Annotated in this window: 14 protein-coding genes and 1 rRNA gene; 4 read left to right on the top strand and 11 right to left on the bottom strand. The window is 74.3% G+C overall.

Annotated elements, in window-relative coordinates; all coding sequences use genetic code 11:
* Positions 1 to 93: 93 nt before the first annotated feature.
* A complete protein-coding gene (locus ACIG3E_RS34435; RefSeq protein ID WP_399623771.1) occupies positions 94 to 1749 on the top strand; it encodes a PucR family transcriptional regulator in 1656 nt (551 codons plus the stop codon).
* A 13-nt stretch (positions 1750 to 1762) separates the two neighbouring features.
* Here the strand turns inward: ACIG3E_RS34435 and ACIG3E_RS34430 are convergent, their stop codons facing one another.
* On the bottom strand, positions 1763 to 2902 hold the full coding sequence (locus ACIG3E_RS34430) for a glycosyltransferase family 4 protein (RefSeq protein ID WP_399623769.1): 1140 nt from the start codon (positions 2900 to 2902) through the stop codon (positions 1763 to 1765).
* 376 nt (positions 2903 to 3278) lie between these two features.
* Positions 3279 to 5021, bottom strand: coding sequence for a DNA repair protein RecN (gene recN, locus ACIG3E_RS34425; protein ID WP_399623767.1), 1743 nt, complete (start codon positions 5019 to 5021; stop codon positions 3279 to 3281).
* Between the two features lie 193 nt (positions 5022 to 5214).
* Here recN and ACIG3E_RS34420 point away from each other — a divergent pair, with 193 nt between their 5' ends.
* On the top strand, positions 5215 to 6567 hold the full coding sequence (locus ACIG3E_RS34420; protein WP_399623765.1) for an FtsX-like permease family protein: 1353 nt from the start codon (positions 5215 to 5217) through the stop codon (positions 6565 to 6567).
* Between the two features lie 135 nt (positions 6568 to 6702).
* Here ACIG3E_RS34420 and ACIG3E_RS34415 read toward each other — a convergent pair whose 3' ends face one another.
* From ACIG3E_RS34415 to ACIG3E_RS34405, 3 genes are read right to left on the bottom strand one after another with little or no spacing between them, the layout of a single operon-like run.
* Complete coding sequence (locus ACIG3E_RS34415) at positions 6703 to 7608, bottom strand: NAD kinase (RefSeq protein WP_138958898.1); 906 nt, start codon at positions 7606 to 7608, stop codon at positions 6703 to 6705.
* The gene (locus ACIG3E_RS34410; protein ID WP_399623763.1) at positions 7605 to 8420 is read right to left on the bottom strand and encodes a TlyA family RNA methyltransferase; all 816 of its coding nucleotides are present in this window, start codon (positions 8418 to 8420) and stop codon (positions 7605 to 7607) included. The genes ACIG3E_RS34415 and ACIG3E_RS34410 overlap by 4 nt, the downstream gene beginning before the upstream one ends.
* Positions 8421 to 8427: 7 nt before the next feature.
* The gene (locus tag ACIG3E_RS34405; protein ID WP_399623761.1) at positions 8428 to 8763 is read right to left on the bottom strand and encodes a hypothetical protein; all 336 of its coding nucleotides are present in this window, start codon (positions 8761 to 8763) and stop codon (positions 8428 to 8430) included.
* A gap of 42 nt (positions 8764 to 8805) precedes the next feature.
* Here ACIG3E_RS34405 and ACIG3E_RS34400 point away from each other — a divergent pair, with 42 nt between their 5' ends.
* Positions 8806 to 9153 carry an SCP2 sterol-binding domain-containing protein gene (locus ACIG3E_RS34400; protein WP_399623759.1) on the top strand — a complete coding sequence of 116 codons (348 nt, stop codon included), beginning with the start codon at positions 8806 to 8808 and terminating at the stop codon, positions 9151 to 9153.
* Here ACIG3E_RS34400 and ACIG3E_RS34395 read toward each other — a convergent pair.
* The 4 genes from ACIG3E_RS34395 to ACIG3E_RS34380 form a co-directional block, all read right to left on the bottom strand.
* On the bottom strand, positions 9137 to 10087 hold the full coding sequence (locus ACIG3E_RS34395) for an ABC transporter ATP-binding protein (RefSeq protein ID WP_399623757.1): 951 nt from the start codon (positions 10085 to 10087) through the stop codon (positions 9137 to 9139). The genes ACIG3E_RS34400 and ACIG3E_RS34395 overlap by 17 nt on opposite strands.
* Positions 10084 to 11112, bottom strand: coding sequence for a FecCD family ABC transporter permease (locus ACIG3E_RS34390; protein WP_399623755.1), 1029 nt, complete (start codon positions 11110 to 11112; stop codon positions 10084 to 10086). Before ACIG3E_RS34390 ends, ACIG3E_RS34395 begins: the two co-directional genes overlap by 4 nt.
* Complete coding sequence (locus ACIG3E_RS34385; protein ID WP_399623753.1) at positions 11109 to 12152, bottom strand: FecCD family ABC transporter permease; 1044 nt, start codon at positions 12150 to 12152, stop codon at positions 11109 to 11111. The genes ACIG3E_RS34390 and ACIG3E_RS34385 overlap by 4 nt, the downstream gene beginning before the upstream one ends.
* 163 nt (positions 12153 to 12315) lie before the next feature.
* On the bottom strand, positions 12316 to 13356 hold the full coding sequence (locus tag ACIG3E_RS34380) for an HAD-IIA family hydrolase (RefSeq protein ID WP_399623751.1): 1041 nt from the start codon (positions 13354 to 13356) through the stop codon (positions 12316 to 12318).
* Positions 13357 to 13427: 71 nt separating this feature from the next.
* Here ACIG3E_RS34380 and ACIG3E_RS34375 point away from each other — a divergent pair, with 71 nt between their 5' ends.
* A complete protein-coding gene (locus ACIG3E_RS34375; RefSeq protein ID WP_399623749.1) occupies positions 13428 to 14705 on the top strand; it encodes a DUF1015 family protein in 1278 nt (425 codons plus the stop codon).
* A 117-nt stretch (positions 14706 to 14822) separates the two neighbouring features.
* Here the strand turns inward: ACIG3E_RS34375 and ACIG3E_RS34370 are convergent, their stop codons facing one another.
* Complete coding sequence (locus tag ACIG3E_RS34370) at positions 14823 to 15593, bottom strand: tetratricopeptide repeat protein (RefSeq protein WP_399623747.1); 771 nt, start codon at positions 15591 to 15593, stop codon at positions 14823 to 14825.
* Positions 15594 to 16903: 1310 nt separating this feature from the next.
* Positions 16904 to 16996, bottom strand: a 5S ribosomal RNA gene (gene rrf, locus ACIG3E_RS34365); the annotation flags it as partial.

Here is a 16996-nt window from a genome sequence, read left to right as displayed (position 1 = left end):
GAAGTCCTGGCCGCCAGGACAGGACGGGACGGCGCCCGCGCGGCCCCCGGACGGCGGCCGATGCCCCGGCCCAGGTCAGGTAGCGTCCGCCCCATGGAAAGCCAGGACACTCAGGGCGGCATCACCGTACAGCGGGCACTGGAGCTTCCGGGCCTGCGCGGCGGCCTTCCGGAGGTCCTCGCGGGCGCCGACCGGCTGCACCGGACGGTGCGCTGGGTGCACGCGGGCGAGGTGCCGAACATCGCCTCGCTCCTCAAGGGCGGCGAGCTGCTCCTGACCACGGGCCTCGGCCTCGGCACCCGCCCCGCCGACCAGCGCGCCTTCGTCCGCGACCTGGCCGAGCGCGGCATCGCCGCCCTGGTCGTCGAGCTCGGGCCGCGCTTCTCCCGGCTGCCCGCCGCGCTCGTGGACACGGCGCGCGCGGCGGGGCTGCCCCTCGTGCAGCTGCACCGCGAGGTGCCGTTCGTGACGGTCACCGAAGAGGTGCACACGGAGATCGTCAACGGCCACTACGCGCTCCTGCGCCGCGCCGAGGAGGTGCACCGGCGCTGCACCGACGCGCTCCTCGGCGGCGGTGGCGTGCCCCAGGTCTTGTCCGTCCTCGCGGAGTTCAGCGGCAACCCGGTCTTCCTGGAGACGGCCGAGGGACAGCTCCTGTACGCCGCCGGGGCGGGCGGCGCGTGCGCGGACCCGCTCCAGGTGTGGGAGGGCCTGCGCGGGCGGCAGGCCGACCGGGACGAGCCGCCCGCGGGCGCGGTGCTCGTCGACGTGCCGGGCGGCGGCCCCGGGGCGGGCTCGGTGCGGGCCCGGCTCGTGCTGCTCGCCGTCGAGTCCGCGCTGCTTCCCGTGCACCGGATCGCGGCCGAGCGCGCCGCGGGCAGTCTCGCGGTGGTCCTGATGCAGGCGCGCCAGGACGAGGAGCTCGCCGCGCGCGGCCGGGGCGACTTCCTCACCGACCTCGCCGAGGGCCGCATCACCGCCGACGACGCGCCCGCGCAGGCCCGCGTGCTCGGCTTCAAACCGGGCCGCGGCCCGCTCCTGCCGGTCGTGATGCGCCTGGCCGGAGCCGCCGGGGCGCCGTCCGGCAGCGGCTGGGCGGTGCTCGCGCGCGCGGTCGCGGAGGAGCTGACGGCCGTCGGCGTGCCGGTGCTGCTCGGCGTGCGCCCCGTAGAGGGCAGGGTTCCGCTCCTGCTCGGCCTGCGGTCCGAGGCGGAGCGCGCCACGGTCGCGGACCGGGTCGCCGCCGCCCTTCGAGCCGGGGTGGAGCGCGCGGGCATGCAGCGAGCGGACGCGCCGCCTCCGGTCGTGGTGGTGGGCGTCGCGGGCGGCTGGGCGGCGGCGTCGGCGGGACTGCGGCACGCGGCCGAGACGGCGACGGCGGCCCAGGGCCTGCCGGAACGCCCCTGGTACGACGCGCGGCGCCTGGACATCGACCTGCTCCTGTGGCGGCTGCGGGCCCACCCCGACCTGGCGGCGTTCGTCGACCGCGCGATCGGCCCGCTGCGCGCCCACGACCAGCGCTCCAAGCCGCCGCTGCTGCCCACGCTCGAGACGTATCTGGCCCACGCGGGCCGCAAGGCGGAGACCGCCCGCGAACTCCATCTGAACCGCCAGACCCTTTACAACCGCCTCGCCCGCATCAGCGAGCTCCTGGGCACCGACCTCGACGACCCGCAGACGGTCCTGGCCCTGAGCCTGGCCCTGCGCGCCCGCAGACACGTGCCGGGGACGCCGGTCGGCACGGCCTGAGGGGCCGCGGGCTTCAGTACGACGTGAGGGGCTGCGTCAGCTCGTCGTAGACGCTGAGGACCTGGGTGACCGTCTCGTCCTCGGTGGGCCAGGAGGCCGCCTGGGCCGCGCCCAGGTCCCTCAGCTCCCGGCGGCGCGCGTCGTCGGTGAGCAGCCGTACGACGGCGTCGGCGAGGGCCTGGGCGTCGCCGTAGGGGACGAGCTCGGCGGCGTCGCCCACCAGCTCGGGGATGCCACCCACCGCGGTCGCCACGAGCGGCACGCGCGCGTGGAGGGCCTCCTGGGCGAGCAGCGAGCGCGACTCCCAACTGCTCGGCAGCAGCGCGAGGTCGGCCGCCGCGAGCAGTTCGGGTACGTCGTCACGCCGCCCGAGCAGGCGCGCGGGCAGCTCCTCGGCGTCGATGCGGGCCTGGAGCGCGGACCGCCGCGTGCCCTCCCCCGCGACCACGAGCAGCGGCACCGGATCGAGCCCGTTCCAGGTCCGCGCGGCGTCCAGGAGCACGTCGTGGCCGCGGTGCGCTTCGAGGGCCCCGACGGCGAGCAGCAACGGCCGGTCCACGGCACCCAGTTCGGCGCGGACCTTGTGCCGGGGCAGCTCGGGCTCATGCTCCGCTTCCCGTGCGCCGCGGGGCGCGGGAAGCGCGACCGGCGCGAGCCGGGCGTCGCGCGCGCCCCGGCTGCGGGCGCGGTCGACCAGGTCGGACGAGGTGCCGAGGACCACGGCCGCGGCCCTGGCGACGCGCCGCTCAAGCAGGCGCAGGACCTGGGCGCGGGGACCGGACGCGTGGGCGCGGGTATGCCAGGTGACCACGAGCGGCACCCGGCGCCCCGTCAGGGCGATGGCGGCGCGCAGCCCGGCGTGCAGCCCGTGCGCGTGCACGAGGTCGGCGTCCGCGCAGGCCGCCCTGAGCGCGGCCACGGACGCGGGGTCGCTGCGGCGCGGCACCGCCAGGTGCTGGGCGCCGGTGCCCGCGAAGTCGTAGACCTCGTCGGCCTCGGCGGGGGCGCACACCGTGACGCGCACGCCCCGCGCGGCGAGGCCGGTGGCGAGCGACCGGACGTGCGCGCTGCTTCCCGCGCTGCCGCCGCCCAGGACTTGCACGGTGTGCAGCGGCGTCTGGCCCTGCGGTACAGGGGTGCTCACGTGGCTCACGTGGCCGGGACTCCTGGGTCGGGTCGGCGGGCGGCGCGCCGACGGAACGGGTGGGCGCCGGCGGTCCGGGCGGTCGGTCCCCGCCCGTCACCGCGCCAAGGATGCCAGTCCGTACGGCCGTTCCGGCACAGCCGAAAGGCCCCCTTCCGGATGGAGCCGGACAACCCCGCGTAAGGGATCACTCTCACGGATGAGCACGCGCTCGCCCCGGCCCCGGCGTCCACCCACCACACGCCCCCTCCCCCGTCGGCCCCCGCATCTTCGCAAGACCGCCCCCTCGACCGGAAGCCTCTGACGAATCCGACGTGCTCACCGGGCGTGTTGGAGGGCGGCTCCGGGGCGCGTGGGGGCTGGGGCCTGTCCGATGGGTCAGGCCCTAGCCGTCCGTCCGGGCCGCCGCGAGGAGCTCCTCCGCGTGGGCCCGTGCCGTCTCGGAGTCCTCCTGGCCCGCCAGCATCCGCGACAGCTCGCGCACCCGGTCCTCGCCCTCGAGGACCTGTACGCCGGACCGCGTCACGGACCCGTCGTGCGTCTTCTCCACCAGCAGCTGCCGGTCCGCGAACGCCGCCACCTGCGGGAGGTGGGTGACCACCACCACCTGCGCGGACTTCGCGAGCTTCGCGAGCCGTCGGCCGATCTCGACGGCCGCCTTGCCGCCGACGCCCGCGTCGACCTCATCGAAGAGGTACGTCGGCACGGGGTCCGTCCCGGCGAAGACGACCTCCACGGCGAGCATGACGCGCGACAGCTCACCGCCGGACGCGCCCTTGGCGATGGGCCGGGGCGGCGCCCCGGGGTGGGGCGCGAGCAGCAGCTCGACCTCGTCGACGCCGGAGGGGCCGTAGGCGACGGTCCGCCCGTCGATCTCCACGCCGTCGGAGTCGTCGGTCTGCCGTACGTCGATCGTCACGCGCGCGTGCGGCATCGCCAGCGAGGCCAGCTCCTCGGTGACGGCGGCCGCGAACCGCGCGGCCGTCTCGGCGCGCGCCTCGGTCAGCTCCCGCGCGAGCCCGGCGAGTTCGGTGCGCAGCGCGTCCCGCTCGGCGGTGAGGTCGCCGAGCCGGTCGTCGTCGCCCTCCAGCTCCGCGAGCCGCGCCGCCCCTGCCTCGGCCCAGGCGAGCACGGCGCCGACGTCCTCGCCGTACTTGCGCGTCAGCTGCGTGAGCGCCGCCCGCCGCTCCTCGACGGCGGCGAGCCGCAGCGGATCGGCGTCCAGGTCGTCGGCGTACCCGGCGAGCTCGCCCGCCACGTCGGCGAGCAGGATGCCGACCTCGCCGATGCGCTCGGCGAGGGAGGCGAGGGCGGAGTCGTGGGACCGCACGGTCTCCAGGACCCGGTGCGCGCCCGCCACGAGCGTGGAGGCGTCGACGCCCTCCGGGTCCTCGGGGTTGCCCGCGAGCGCCGCGTGCGCGGCGGTGGCGGCCGAGGCGAGCGCCTCGGCGTGGCCGAGCCGCTCGGCCTCGGCGGCGAGTTCGACGTCCTCGCCGGTGCGCGGCTCCACGGCGGCGATCTCGTCGAGGCCGAAGCGGAGCATGTCGGCTTCCTGGGCACGCTCTCGCGCGCGCGTGGTGATCTCCTCCAGCTCCGCGTTGACGGCCCGCAGCCGCCGGTACACCGCCGTGTACTTGTCCAGCGGCCCGGCGACGGCGTCCCCCGCGTACCGGTCGAGCGCGCCGCGCTGCCGGGCGGGCTTGAGCAGGCCCTGCTGGTCGCTCTGGCCGTGGACGGCGACGAGGTCGTCGGCGAGCTCGGCCAGCAGCCCGACGGGCACGGACCGGCCGCCGAGGTGGGCTCGGGAGCGGCCCTCGGCGGAGACGGTGCGGCTGATCAGGAGGGCGCCGTCGTCCAGTTCGGCCCCGGCCTCCTCGGCGCGCAGGGCCGCGGCGGCGCCCGCGGGCACGGTGAGGCGCCCCTCCACCACCGCCGACTTGGCGCCGATCCGCACCAGCGCGGGGTCGGCACGCCCGCCGAGCAGCAGCCCGAGGCTCGTGACGACCATCGTCTTGCCCGCTCCGGTCTCGCCGGTCACGGCGGTGAAGCCGGGCGACAGCTCGACCACGGCGTCGTCGATGACTCCGAGCGACCGTATGCGCATCTCCTCCAACACGGACAAGACCATACGAGGTCAGGGCGGCGGTGTGCGACGTGCCCTGGTGTCATCGCGTAGCCGTTGTGTGAAGGCGCAGGTAAGACGCGGGCACGGCGTGCCGCCCCAGAACCGTCTGTCACCCACGGGAGTGGGGTTATCCCCCAGGAAATCCTGGGGCGATCTTCATGGTGGCCGGTGGCCCTGGCACCCCACGATGGTCCGTATGAGTACGGGACTGGCACGGGCGGCGCTGCGGGCGCACCGCCCCGCGTTCATCGGCACGGCCGTGGCGGCGCTGTTCGCCGCGACGGTGGTGAGCGCTTCGACGATGGTGCTGCGCAGCACGAGCACGGCCGGGCTCCCGGCCGCGACCCGCCACCGCCTCACGGAGAGCGGCGTGGGCGAGATCGCCACGGTGCTCCTGATCGGCTCCATCTATATGTCGATATTCGTGGTGGCCTCGACCATGGGCACGGCCGTGGTCCAGCAGCACCGCGAGCTGGCCCTGGTGCGCTCCATCGGCGCCAGGCCCCGGCAGGTCCGCCGTGCGGTGGCCGGGCAGGCCCTGGCGGCCTCGATACCGGCGGCCCTGGTCGGCTTCGTCCTCGGCGGTGCGCTGGCCCGCGTGTGGTTCACGGGGATGGTGGCGCACGGCCTGGTCCCGGCCGAGGTGCCCTTCCGGTTCAGCTGGCTGGCGCTGCCGGTGTGCGTGGGCGTCGCGGTGGTCACCTCCGCGCTCGCCGCCGTGCTGTCGGCGCTGCGGTTCTCGCTGCTGCGCCCCGCCCGCGCGCTGGCCGAGGCGACGGCCGGGAGACGCGGGCTCGGCTGGCTGCGGGCCCCGCTCGGGCTGCTCGCGGTGGCCGGTGCCGTGGCCCTGTCGGTGCTGCTCTCCCGGCAGGACGCGGCCGAGGCGAGCGAGGGCGCCTTCCTGGTCCTGATCCTGTTCTGCGTGGGTGCGGGGCTGCTCGGCCCGCGGCTCATCGGGCCCGCGGCCTGGCTGGTGTCGGCGGCGGTCGGCCGCTTCGGCGGCGCCGCGGCCCGGCTCGCGATGGTCAACGTCCGCTCCCAGCCCCGGCGCTTCTCGGCCGCGGTGGTGCCCCTGCTGCTCGTCGTCGGCTTCGGCGTCACCAAGATCGCGATGCATACGACCGCCGAGCACCACACGGGCTCCGCGGGCACCACCGGCGAAGTCTGGCTGGACTATCTGGGCACGGGCCTGTACGCGGGCTTCGCCGCCATAGCCTCGGCGAACACGCTGGCCATGATCTCCTTCGAGCGCCGACGCGACCTGGCGCTGCTGCGCGTGGTCGGCTCCCAGCGCCGCCAGGTGCGGGCCATGGCGGCGTGGGAGGCCGTGGTCGTGGCCGGGACGGCGCTGCTCGTCGGCGGCGCGATAGCCCTCGCGACGCTCGCGCCGATCCTGAGTACGGCGTTCGGCTCGGCGGTGCCCTATCTGCCGGGTGCGGTCGTGGCGGGCATCGCGGCGGGCACGCTCCTGCTGACGCTGGCCGCCACGGGCCTGCCGGTCGCCTCGGTGCTGCGCCGCCGCGCGATAGCGGTGGTGAACGGCACCTGATCCGCGCACGCACCGCCGGAGCGCCCCTTCAGGGACGCGGGGCGTGCCGATGTGCGGCTCCGCCGCGCGGGCGCGACCAACCTCAGCGCACCGGCAGGCGACCGCCGCGCCGCCCCCGCGACTCCAGCGGCAGCGTCAGTGCGGCGCTCCCCGCCACCCGGACACGGGCAGGGCGAATTTCGCCACGAGCCTGTCCGTGAACGAGGCGTGGTGCAGCCGCGCAAGCCGTACGGGCACCGCACCCCGGCGCACCTCCACCCGCGCCCCGGCGGGCAGTTCGACGGTCCGGCGCCCGTCACACCACAGCACGCCGTGCGGTGTGTGCGGCTGCACCTCGACCGCGAGGACCGAGTCCGGCGAGGTCACCAGCGGCTTGGCGAACAGGGCGTGGGCGCTGATCGGCACCATGAGCAGCGCCTCCACCTCGGGCCACACCACGGGCCCGCCCGCCGAGAAGGCGTAGGCCGTCGAGCCGGTCGGGGTCGCGCACACGATGCCGTCGCAGCCGAAGCCGGTGACGGGACGGCCGTCGATCTCCAGGACGACCTCAAGCATCCGCTCGGCCGACATCTTCTGCACGGCGGCCTCGTTGAGGGCCCAGTCGCGGTGGACGACATCGCCGTTGCTGTGCACGACGACGTCGACGGTCATGCGCTCCTCGACCTCGTACGCCTTGGTGACGACGCGGTCGACGACCTTGTCCAGGTCGTCGCGCTCGGCCTCGGCGAGGAAGCCGACGCGGCCGAGGTTCACCCCGAGCATCGGCACGCCGGAAGCGCGGGCGAACTCCGCGCCCCGCAGCAGCGTCCCGTCACCGCCGAGGACGATGAGCAGCTCGCACCCGTCGAGGCAGGCGGGCGTCGCCTCCTTGACGGTCTGCACCGAGTCCGGCAGCGGCAGGTCGGCGGCCTCCGCCTCCAGGACCCGTACGCCGAGGCCGCTGCGCAGCAGCCCCTGCACGACGAGTTCGGCACTGCGGATGGCCGCGGGACGGCCGGTGTGTGCAAGGAGAAAAACAGTACGAGCTCGGCTCTGACTCAACGGGGCCCCTCCGCCACGGCACGGTCGACGTCCGCCGGGTCGAGTTCCGGCGCCCCGGCGCGCAGCCACAGAAAGTACTCGACGTTCCCGGACGGTCCGGGCAGCGGGCTCGCGGTGACGCCCCGCACCCCGAGGCCGAGCTCGTGGGCCTGGTGCGCCACGGTGCGCACGGCCTCGGCCCGCAGCTCGGGCGAGCGGACCACGCCGCCGGTCCCCAGCCGCTCCTTGCCGACCTCGAACTGCGGCTTGACCATCAGGACGAGGTCCGCGTCCGGGGCCGCGCAGCGCACCAGGGCGGGCAGCACGAGCCCCAGCGGAATGAAGGAGAGATCACCGACCACCAGGTCGGCGGGGACGCCGTCGATGAGGTCGAGCGTCAACTCGCGTACGTTCGTACGGTCCTTGACGGTGACCCGGTCGTCACTCTGCAGGGACCAGGCGAGCTGGCCGTAGCCGACGTCGACGGCGACGACGTGCCCGGCGCCGGAGCGCAGCAGCACATCGGTGAAGCCGCCGGTGGAGGCGCCCGCGTCGAGGGCGCGTCGGCCCTCGACCACGAGGCCCTCGGGGACGAAGGCCTTCAGGGCGCCGGCGAGCTTGTGGCCGCCGCGCGAGACGTAGTCGGGGTCGCCGTCGTCCTGGGCGACGACGATCGCGGCGGCCGTCTCCACCTGGGTCGCGGGCTTGGTCGCGACGGTCTTGCCGACGGTCACGCGACCGGCGGCGATCAGCTGGCTCGCGTGCTCGCGCGAGCGCGCGAGCTTCCGGCGCACCAGCTCGGCGTCGAGGCGGCGGCGTGCCACTCCTGCCACGTTCGGTTCAGCTCCTGTTGTCGTACGCGGGTGTCGGTGCCCCCGAGGGGGCCGGGGGCGCGGGGCGTGCGTCCAGCGCGGTCAGCGCGTCGCGCAGGCCCCGGTGCACATCCTCGTACACCTCGATGTGGCCATCCGTGGCGAGGTGGTCGGCGTCGCCGAGGCGGTCGAGTCCGGCGTCCACGTCCGCGTTGCCGGTGGGGGTGCGGGGCACGCCCAGGGGGGCGGGCGCGGCCGGGTCGACGGGCTCGGCGAGGGCCTCCCCCGCCGCGTCCGACAGCTGCGGAACGGGCACGTCCGCCTCTGTGACCTCGGGCTCGGGGCCCGGCGTCGAGTCGCTCATGCCCCGACGCTACATCGAAGCCCTGCGGTACTGTCGATCACGATGGCGACCATGGCGGAGTGCCGCAGCGCACTGGACGGGCTGTCGGCGACCCTGGCGTCCGCCGACGGCGACGTTCGCGGTGCGGCGGCGCTCGACCGCTCGCTGAGCTGCCACATCAAGGATCTGGACGTCACCTTCACCGGCCGCCTCGAGAACGGCCGGATCGAGGTGGCGGGCCACCACCCGGGCCCGCCGCGCGAGCGGGCCGAGGTCCGGCTCGCCCTGACGGGCGACGACCTGGTGGCCCTGGTGTCCGGCCGCCTGGACTTCGCCAAGGCCTGGGCCGCGGGCCGCGTCCGCGTCGAGGCGGGCTTCCGCGATCTGCTGCGCCTCAGGAAGCTGCTGTAGCCACCGCGGTCCCGCGCGCCCGCCGGGCCGCGGGCACCACGAGCGGCGTCCCGGTCTCGGGGTCGTCGATGACCTGGCAGGACAGACCGAAGGCCGCCTCCACGAGATCCGCCGTAACGATGTCGCGGGGCGCGCCCTGCGCGATGACCTTGCCGTCGCGCAGCGCGATGAGGTGCGTGGCGTACCGGGCGGCGTGGTTGAGGTCGTGCAGCACGGCGACGAGCGTGCGGCCCTGCTCCTCGTGGAGTTCGGCACACAGGTCGAGTACGTCGATCTGGTGCTGGATGTCGAGGAAGGTGGTGGGCTCGTCGAGCAGCAGGAGCGGCGTCTGCTGGGCGAGCGCCATCGCGATCCACACGCGCTGGCGCTGGCCGCCGGAGAGCTCGTCGACGTACCGCTCGGCGAGTTCGGCGACGCCGGTGGACTCCATCGACTCGCGCACGATCCGCTCGTCGTCGGCCGACCACTGGCGCAGCAGCCCCTGGTGCGGGTAGCGGCCGCGGGCCACCAGGTCGCCCACGGTGATCCCGTCGGGCGCGATCGAGGACTGCGGGAGCAGCCCCAGGGTGCGCGCGACCTTCTTGGCGGGCATCGAGTGGATGACGTCGCCGTCCAGGAGCACCCGCCCGGCCGACGGCTTGAGCATCCGGGACAGGGCGCGCAGGAGCGTGGACTTGCCGCAGGCGTTCGGGCCGACGATGACCGTGAAGGAGTTGTCGGGGATCTCGACGGAGAGCCCCTCCGCGATGACGCGCTGGTCGTAGCCGAGGGTCACGTCGTCGGCGATGAGCCGGTTCACAGGGGCACGCTCCTGGTCGTGTGCTTCTTCGTACGAGGGGGTGGTGCGCGGGCCGGTCCGCGCGGTGCCGCTCTTCCCGGTTCCGGCGCGCGCGGGACGGCTCCGCGCGGCCCCGCCGCGCGCCGTGCGGCTCATATGCGCCCCGCCTTGCGCTCGGTGGCGAGGAGCCACAGCAGATAGACGCCGCCGATGACGCCCGTGACGACGCCGACGGGCAGCTGGTCGGCGCCGAACGCCCGCTGCGAGGCCCAGTCGGCGACGATCAGCAGGGTGGCGCCCATGCACATCGACGGCAGCAGGTTCGGCCCCGGCGAGCGGGTGAGGCGGCGGGCGAGCTGCGGCGCGGTCAGGGCGACGAAGCTGACGGGCCCGGCGGCGGCCGTCGCGGCGGCGGTGAGCAGCACGGCGGAGCCCATCAGGGCGACGCGGGTGCGCTCGACGGGCACGCCGAGCGCGTACGCGACGTCGTCGCCCATCTCCAGCATCCGCAGCGGGCGCGCGTGCGCGACGACGATCGGCAGCAGCACGACGCACAGCCAGAACAGGGGCCACACCTGCTCCCAGTCGCGGCCGTTGAGCGAGCCGGTCATCCACACGACGGCGCGCGCGGCGTCGACGAAGTCGGCCTTGGTGAGCAGATAGCCGTTCACGGCGACGGCGAGGGCGTTCAGGCCGATGCCCACGAGGACGAACCGGTAGCCGTGCACGCCCCGCTTCCAGGCGAGGAGGTACATCGCGGCGCCGGTGACGAGGCCGCCGACGAGCGCTCCGGCCGCGACCTGGGCCGCGCCGCCGGAGAAGACGACGATCACCAGGAGCGCGCCCGCGGTCGCACCCTGCCCGAGGCCGAGCACGTCCGGGCTGCCCAGCGGATTGCGGGAGATGGACTGGAACAGGGCGCCGCCGAGCCCGAGGGACGCGCCCACGAGCAGGCCGACGAGGACCCGCGGCAGCCGCAGGTCGTTGATGATGAACTCCTGCCCGGCGTCGCCGTCGCCGAGCAGCGTGCGGATGACGTCGGCGGCCGGGATGGGGAAGTCGCCGGTGCCGATCAGCACGACGCTCGCGGCGAGCCCGGCGACCACGAGCGCCGCCACGACCGCGGCCGTGCGGACGTCGAGGCGGACGGAGAGCCCGCCCTTGGTGCGTATCGCCTTCACAGCTGGGCCATCCTCTGCCGTCGTACCAGGAAGATGAAGACCGGGGCGCCGATGGCCGCGGTGACGATGCCGACCTGGAGCTCCGCGGGGCGCGACACCACGCGGCCGAGCACGTCCGCGCCGAGCAGCAGCACGGGCGAGAGGAGCGCCGCGTACGGCATGATCCAGCGCATGTCGGGCCCGGTGAAGGAGCGCACGACGTGCGGCACCATCAGGCCGACGAACATGATGGGCCCGCAGACGGCGGTGGCGGCCCCGCACAGCAGCGTCGCGGCGGCCATGGAGAGCGCGCGGGTCCGGTTCAGCCGGGCGCCGAGGGCACGGGCGGTGTCGTCGCCCATGCCGAGCGCGTTCAGCGGCCGGGCGAGGCCCAGCGCGATGAGAGCGCCAATGACGAGGAACGGCAGGACCTGCTGGATGGTCTCCGTCTTGGCCGAGGCGAGCGAGCCCACGGTCCAGAAGCGCATCTTGTCGAGCGCGGCGTTGTCGGTGATCATCATGGCCTGGAGATAGCCGGTGAGCGCCGCGGTCAGGGCCGTCCCGGCGAGCGCGAGCCGCACGGGCGTGGCGTTGCGGGTGCCGCCGAGCATGTACACGAGTACACCGACGATCGCGGACCCCGCGAAGGCGAACCACACATAGCCGCTCAGCGAGGTGACGCCGAAGAAGCTGATGGCGGTGACGACGGCGGCCGAGGCACCCATGTTGATGCCGAGCAGTCCCGGGTCGGCCAGCGGGTTGCGGGTGAGGGCTTGCAGGACGGCCCCGGAGAGGCCGAGCGCGAGTCCCGCGAGCACTCCGAGCAGCGTCCGCGCGACCCGCTCGCCGACGACCACGTCGGCGTACGTCCCCGAGTCCTGGAAGAGGCCGTGCCAGACCTGGTCCATGGACAGCGGTTTGGCGCCGACGGCGATGCTGGCGAACACGACGGCCAGCAGCAGGACGGCGGAGAGGAGCAGCCCGATGCCGCGTAGCGCGCGGCGGTTGGGCGGCGCGGCCGGGGATTCCGCGCGGGGTTCGGGGGGACTGTCGACCAACACGAGGTTAGGTTAGCCTACCCTCCCATTGACCCCTTCTGACTCCGCCCCCCGCTGGCCCGCTGAGAGAAGAACCACGCACGCCCCGGTCCTGGAACCCCTGGCCGAGGCCGTCACCACATCCACGAAACCCAAGCGCTGACACCGAGGGCAGGCGAGCGACCCGTCACAACCCCAGCCGGGCCAGCGCCTTCTCGCCGTCGAGCCCGCAGGTCCCCTCCCCCGCCTCGCTCCAGGCCACCGCACACAGCGCCCGCAGCCCGTCGAGCGCCGCCCCCTCGCCCTCCACCGCCAGCGCGTCGCCCCGCACGGACGCGCTCCAGCCCCCGCACGCGAACCCGCCCTCGGCAGGCTCCACTTCGGGCTGCCCGCCCAGCAGCCCCCGCAGGTCGGCGTCGACATACGTGGGCCGGTGCTCGGGCCGCGCGGCAAGCAGCGCCGCCCCGTCCGTCACGCCCGTGAGGACGAGCAGCGAGTCCACACCGCCGTTGAACGCCCCCTCGATGTCCGTGTCGAGCCGGTCGCCCACCACCAGCGGCCGCTCCGCCCCGGTCCGCAGGATCGTCTCCCGGTGCATGGGAGGCAGCGGCTTCCCCGCCACCTGCGGCTCCGCTCCCGTGGCGATGCGGACCACCTCCACGGCGGCGCCGTTCCCCGGCGCGATGCCCCGGGCGCTGGGGATCGTCAGGTCCGTGTTGGAGGCGAACCACGGCACCCCGCGCGCGATCGCGTAACAGGCCTCCGCGAACCGCCCCCACGGCAGCTCGGGCCCGCCGAACCCCTGCACCACCGCCACCGGCGCGTCGTCCGCCGACTCCACGGGCTCCAGGCCGCGCTCACGCAGAGCGACCCTCAGGCCCTCCCCGCCGACCACCAACACCCTTGCCCCTGCGGGCAGTTGGTCACTCATCAGCCGCGCCACGGCCTGCGCCGAGGTGATCACGTCCGACGGCTCGGCGGGAATGCCGAGCTCGGTCAGGTGCTCCGCCACCGCTTGCGGGGTGCGCAGCGCGTTGTTCGTCACGTACGCGAGGTGCATACCGCCTGAGCGGGCCGTTTCGAGCGAGTCCACGGCGTGCGCGATCGCGTGCCCGCCCGCGTACACCACCCCGTCCAGGTCGAGCAGTGCCGTGTCGTACGCCTCGCTCAGGGCACGCGCGCTGCCCGCGGGCCGGGTCCGGACGCTCTGACCGCCGGTCTGGCTCATTACGTATCGCTCCTCGTGAGATCCACTACACCGATCATCGCGCATGCCACTGACACACTTACGATGCACTAATGAACACAGTGGGTCACACGGACGTCCAAGGCCTCGACCTGATTCCGTTCCGGGGCGTGCGCTACGACCCGCAGCAGGTCGGCAGTCTCGCCGCTGTGACCTCACCTCCGTACGACGTGGTGGTACGGCCCGACGGGCTCCTGGAGTTGGAGTCCTCCGACCCGCACAACATCGTCCGTCTCATCCTGCCGCAGGCCACCACCCAGGCCGCACGCGACCAGCAGGCCGCGGACACCCTGCACGAGTGGCTGAGCGAGGGCGTCCTCGCCCCCGACGCGCTGCCCAGTCTGTACGTGTACGAGCAGCACGACGGCGACATCCTGCAACGCGGCATCATCGGCGCCCTGCGCCTGTCCGAGCCGTCGCAAGGCGTCGTCCTGCCGCACGAGGACGTCATGCCGCACGTGATCGACGACCGCGCAGCGCTGATGCGCGCGACGGCGGCGAACCTCGAACCGCTGCTCCTGACCTACCGCGGCGGCGCAACGCCGGGCGGCGCCGCCACCGCCATAGACCGCGCCATACTCCACAAGCCGTTGCTCTCGACGACCACGGAGGACGGTTTCAGCCACCGTCTGTGGGCGGTGACCGACCCGGCCGAGATCGCCGGGATCCGGTCAGATCTGGCCCGTCACCAGGCCCTGATCGCCGACGGCCACCACCGCTGGGCCACCTATCTGCGGCTGCGCGGCGAGCACGGCTCACCGAGCCCGTGGGACTTCGGTCTGGTCCTGCTCGTGGACACCGTCCGCTATCCGCTGCGGGTCCGCGCCATCCACCGCTACCTCCATCGCCTCCCGGTCGCCGACGCCCTGGCGGCCCTGGACGGCTCCTTCCGGGTACGCACCCTGGAGTGCCCGCTCGGCCTGGCCCTGGACTCTCTCGCGGACGCCGCCTCGGAGGGCAACGCCTTCCTCCTTGCGGGCGACGGCTCGTACCACCTGGTCGACCGCCCGTCCCCGGACCTGATCGCCCGGACGGTCCCCCTTGGCCGTCCTGAGGCGTGGCGCACCCTCGACGCGACGGTCCTGCACGCCACGCTCCTGGACCACATCTGGCGCATCCCGGACGCGCCCGAGCACATCGCGTACATCCACCACACGGAGGCCACGGTCGAGAAGGCCGAGCGCGAGGGCGGCACGGCGGTCCTCATGCACCCGGTGCGTGAGGAGGTCGTCCGCGACCTGGCCCGGCAGGGCGTCACGATGCCCCGCAAGTCGACGTCGTTCGGCCCGAAGCCCGCGACGGGCGTGGTCCTGCGCGACCTGGCGTTCTAGCCCGACGTCGGCGGGCGCCGCGACCGTTACGCCGCAGGGGCGGCTCTCCGTGTGGAGGGCCGCCCCTGTTGCTCACTGCTCTTGCTGCTCTTGTGCTGCTCTTGCTGCTCTTGGACGTCAGTCCTCGTCCCGCTCCGGGGTCTCGACGTCGGCCTTGGTGTCGGCCTTGGTGTCGGCCTTGGTGTCGGCCTCGGCCTCGGCGGGGGCCTGCGGCCCGTCGCCGTCCACCGGCTGCTCGGGGGCTTCGCCGTCCGTCACGAGGGCGTCGACGAACTCGACGCCGTCCAGCTCGGCGAGCCGGTCGGAGGCGTCGGTGCTGCCGTCCTTGTCGGACTCGACGGCCTTCGCGAACCATTCGCGCGCCTCGTCCTCGCGCCCGGCGGCCAGCAGCGCGTCGGCGTACGCGTACCGCAGCCGCGCAGTCCAGGGCTGCACCGAGTTGGAGGCCAGCTCGGGGCTCTGCAGCGTCACGATCGCCGCGTCGAGCTGCCCCATGTCACGCCGGGCTCCGGCGGCCACGAGGCGCATTTCCACCTGCCCGGCCTTGTCCAGCTTGTGCACCTCGGGCGCACCGGCCATCTCCAGGGCCTTCTCCGGCCTGCCGAGCCCGCGCTCGCAGTCGGCCATGACCGGCCACAGCTCCACGCTGCCGGTCATCCGCCGGGCGGTGCGGAACTCCGCCAGCGCCTCGCTGAACTTCTGGTTCGCGTACGCGGCGAAGCCCGCGGCCTCGCGTACGGCCGCGACGCGCGAGGCGAGCCGCAGGGCGACCTTCGCGTAGCCGTAGGCCTGCTCGGGGTCCTCGTCGATGAGCCTGGCGACCATCACCAGGTTCTTGGCGACGTCGTCGGCGAGCCCCTTCGGCATGCTCTGGAGCTCCTGGCGCACGTCCTTGTCGATCTCTTCGCCAGTGACGTCCTCGGGGATCGGCAGCCGCTTGACCGGCTCGCGGTCGCCGCGGTCGTCACGGCGGTCATCGCGCCGGTCGTCACGGCCGCGGAAGCCGCCGCGGTCGCCCCGGTCGTCGCGGCCGCGGAAACCGCCGCCGCCCGGACGTCCCCGGCCGTCCTCGCGCCGGGGCCCGTTCCCACGGAAGCCGCCGCGGTTGTCGTCGCGGCGGAAGCCACCGCGGTCACCGCGGTCGCGGTCGTCGCGGCGATCGTCCCTGCGGTCGTCACGCCGGTCGTCACGGCGATCGTCCCTGCGGTCGTCGCGGCGGAAGGCCGGGCGGTCTCCGTCGCGGCGGAAGCCGCCACGGTCACGGTCATCACGGCGGAAGCCACCGCGATCGTCCTGGCGGAAGCCGCCACGGTCGCGGTCATCACGGCGGTCATCGCGGCGGAAGCCGCCACGATCGCGATCGTCGCGCCGGTCGTCGCGGCCGCGGAAGCCGCCACGGTTGTCGTCGCGGCGGAACCCGCCACGGTCGCCACGGTCATCGCGGCGATCGTCCCGGCGGAAGGCCGGACGGTCCCCGTCACGACGGAACCCACGGTCCCGGTCGCCACCACGGCTGTCATCACGACGGAACCCACCGCGATCACCACGGTCACGGTCATCACGACGGTCATCGCGGCGATCGTCACGACGGTCATCGCGGCGGAAGGCCGGGCGGTCTCCGTCACGGCGGAAGCCACCACGGTCGCCACGGTCACGGTCATCGCGCCGGTCGTCGCGCCGGAAGCCACCGCGATCGTCCTGGCGGAAGCCGCCACGGTCGCCACGGTCATCGCGGCGATCGTCCCGGCGGAAGGCCGGACGGTCCCCGTCACGACGGAACCCACGGTCCCGGTCGCCACCACGGCTGTCATCACGACGGAACCCACCGCGATCACCACGGTCACGGTCATCACGACGGTCATCGCGGCGATCGTCACGACGGTCATCGCGGCGGAAGGCCGGGCGGTCTCCGTCACGGCGGAAGCCACCACGGTCGCCACGGTCACGGTCATCGCGGCGGAACCCGCCACGGTCGTTGTCGCGACGCGGTCCGCTTCGGTAGCCGCCCCGGTCACCACCGTCCCGGCGGCGCTGCTCGCGCTCCGGTCGCTCGTCGGGAGAGTTGGTGGACATCGGTGACTCCTAGTCTTCGGTACCGCAGTCATTCTGACGCAGCCGCGTAGTCTGCGCCCTTCGGCAAAACAAAAAGGACCCTTGGTCCCAGCGTGAACGCTGGGACCAAGGGTCCTCCAAAGATTGTTCGGCGGCGTCCTACTCTCCCACAGGGTCCCCCCTGCAGTACCATCGGCGCTGTAAGGCTTAGCTTCCGGGTTCGGAATGTAACCGGGCGT

The organism is Streptomyces sp. NPDC053474 (genome assembly GCF_044544845.1).
Lineage (GTDB): Bacteria > Actinomycetota > Actinomycetes > Streptomycetales > Streptomycetaceae > Streptomyces.
This window is presented reverse-complemented; position numbering and strand designations above follow the sequence as displayed.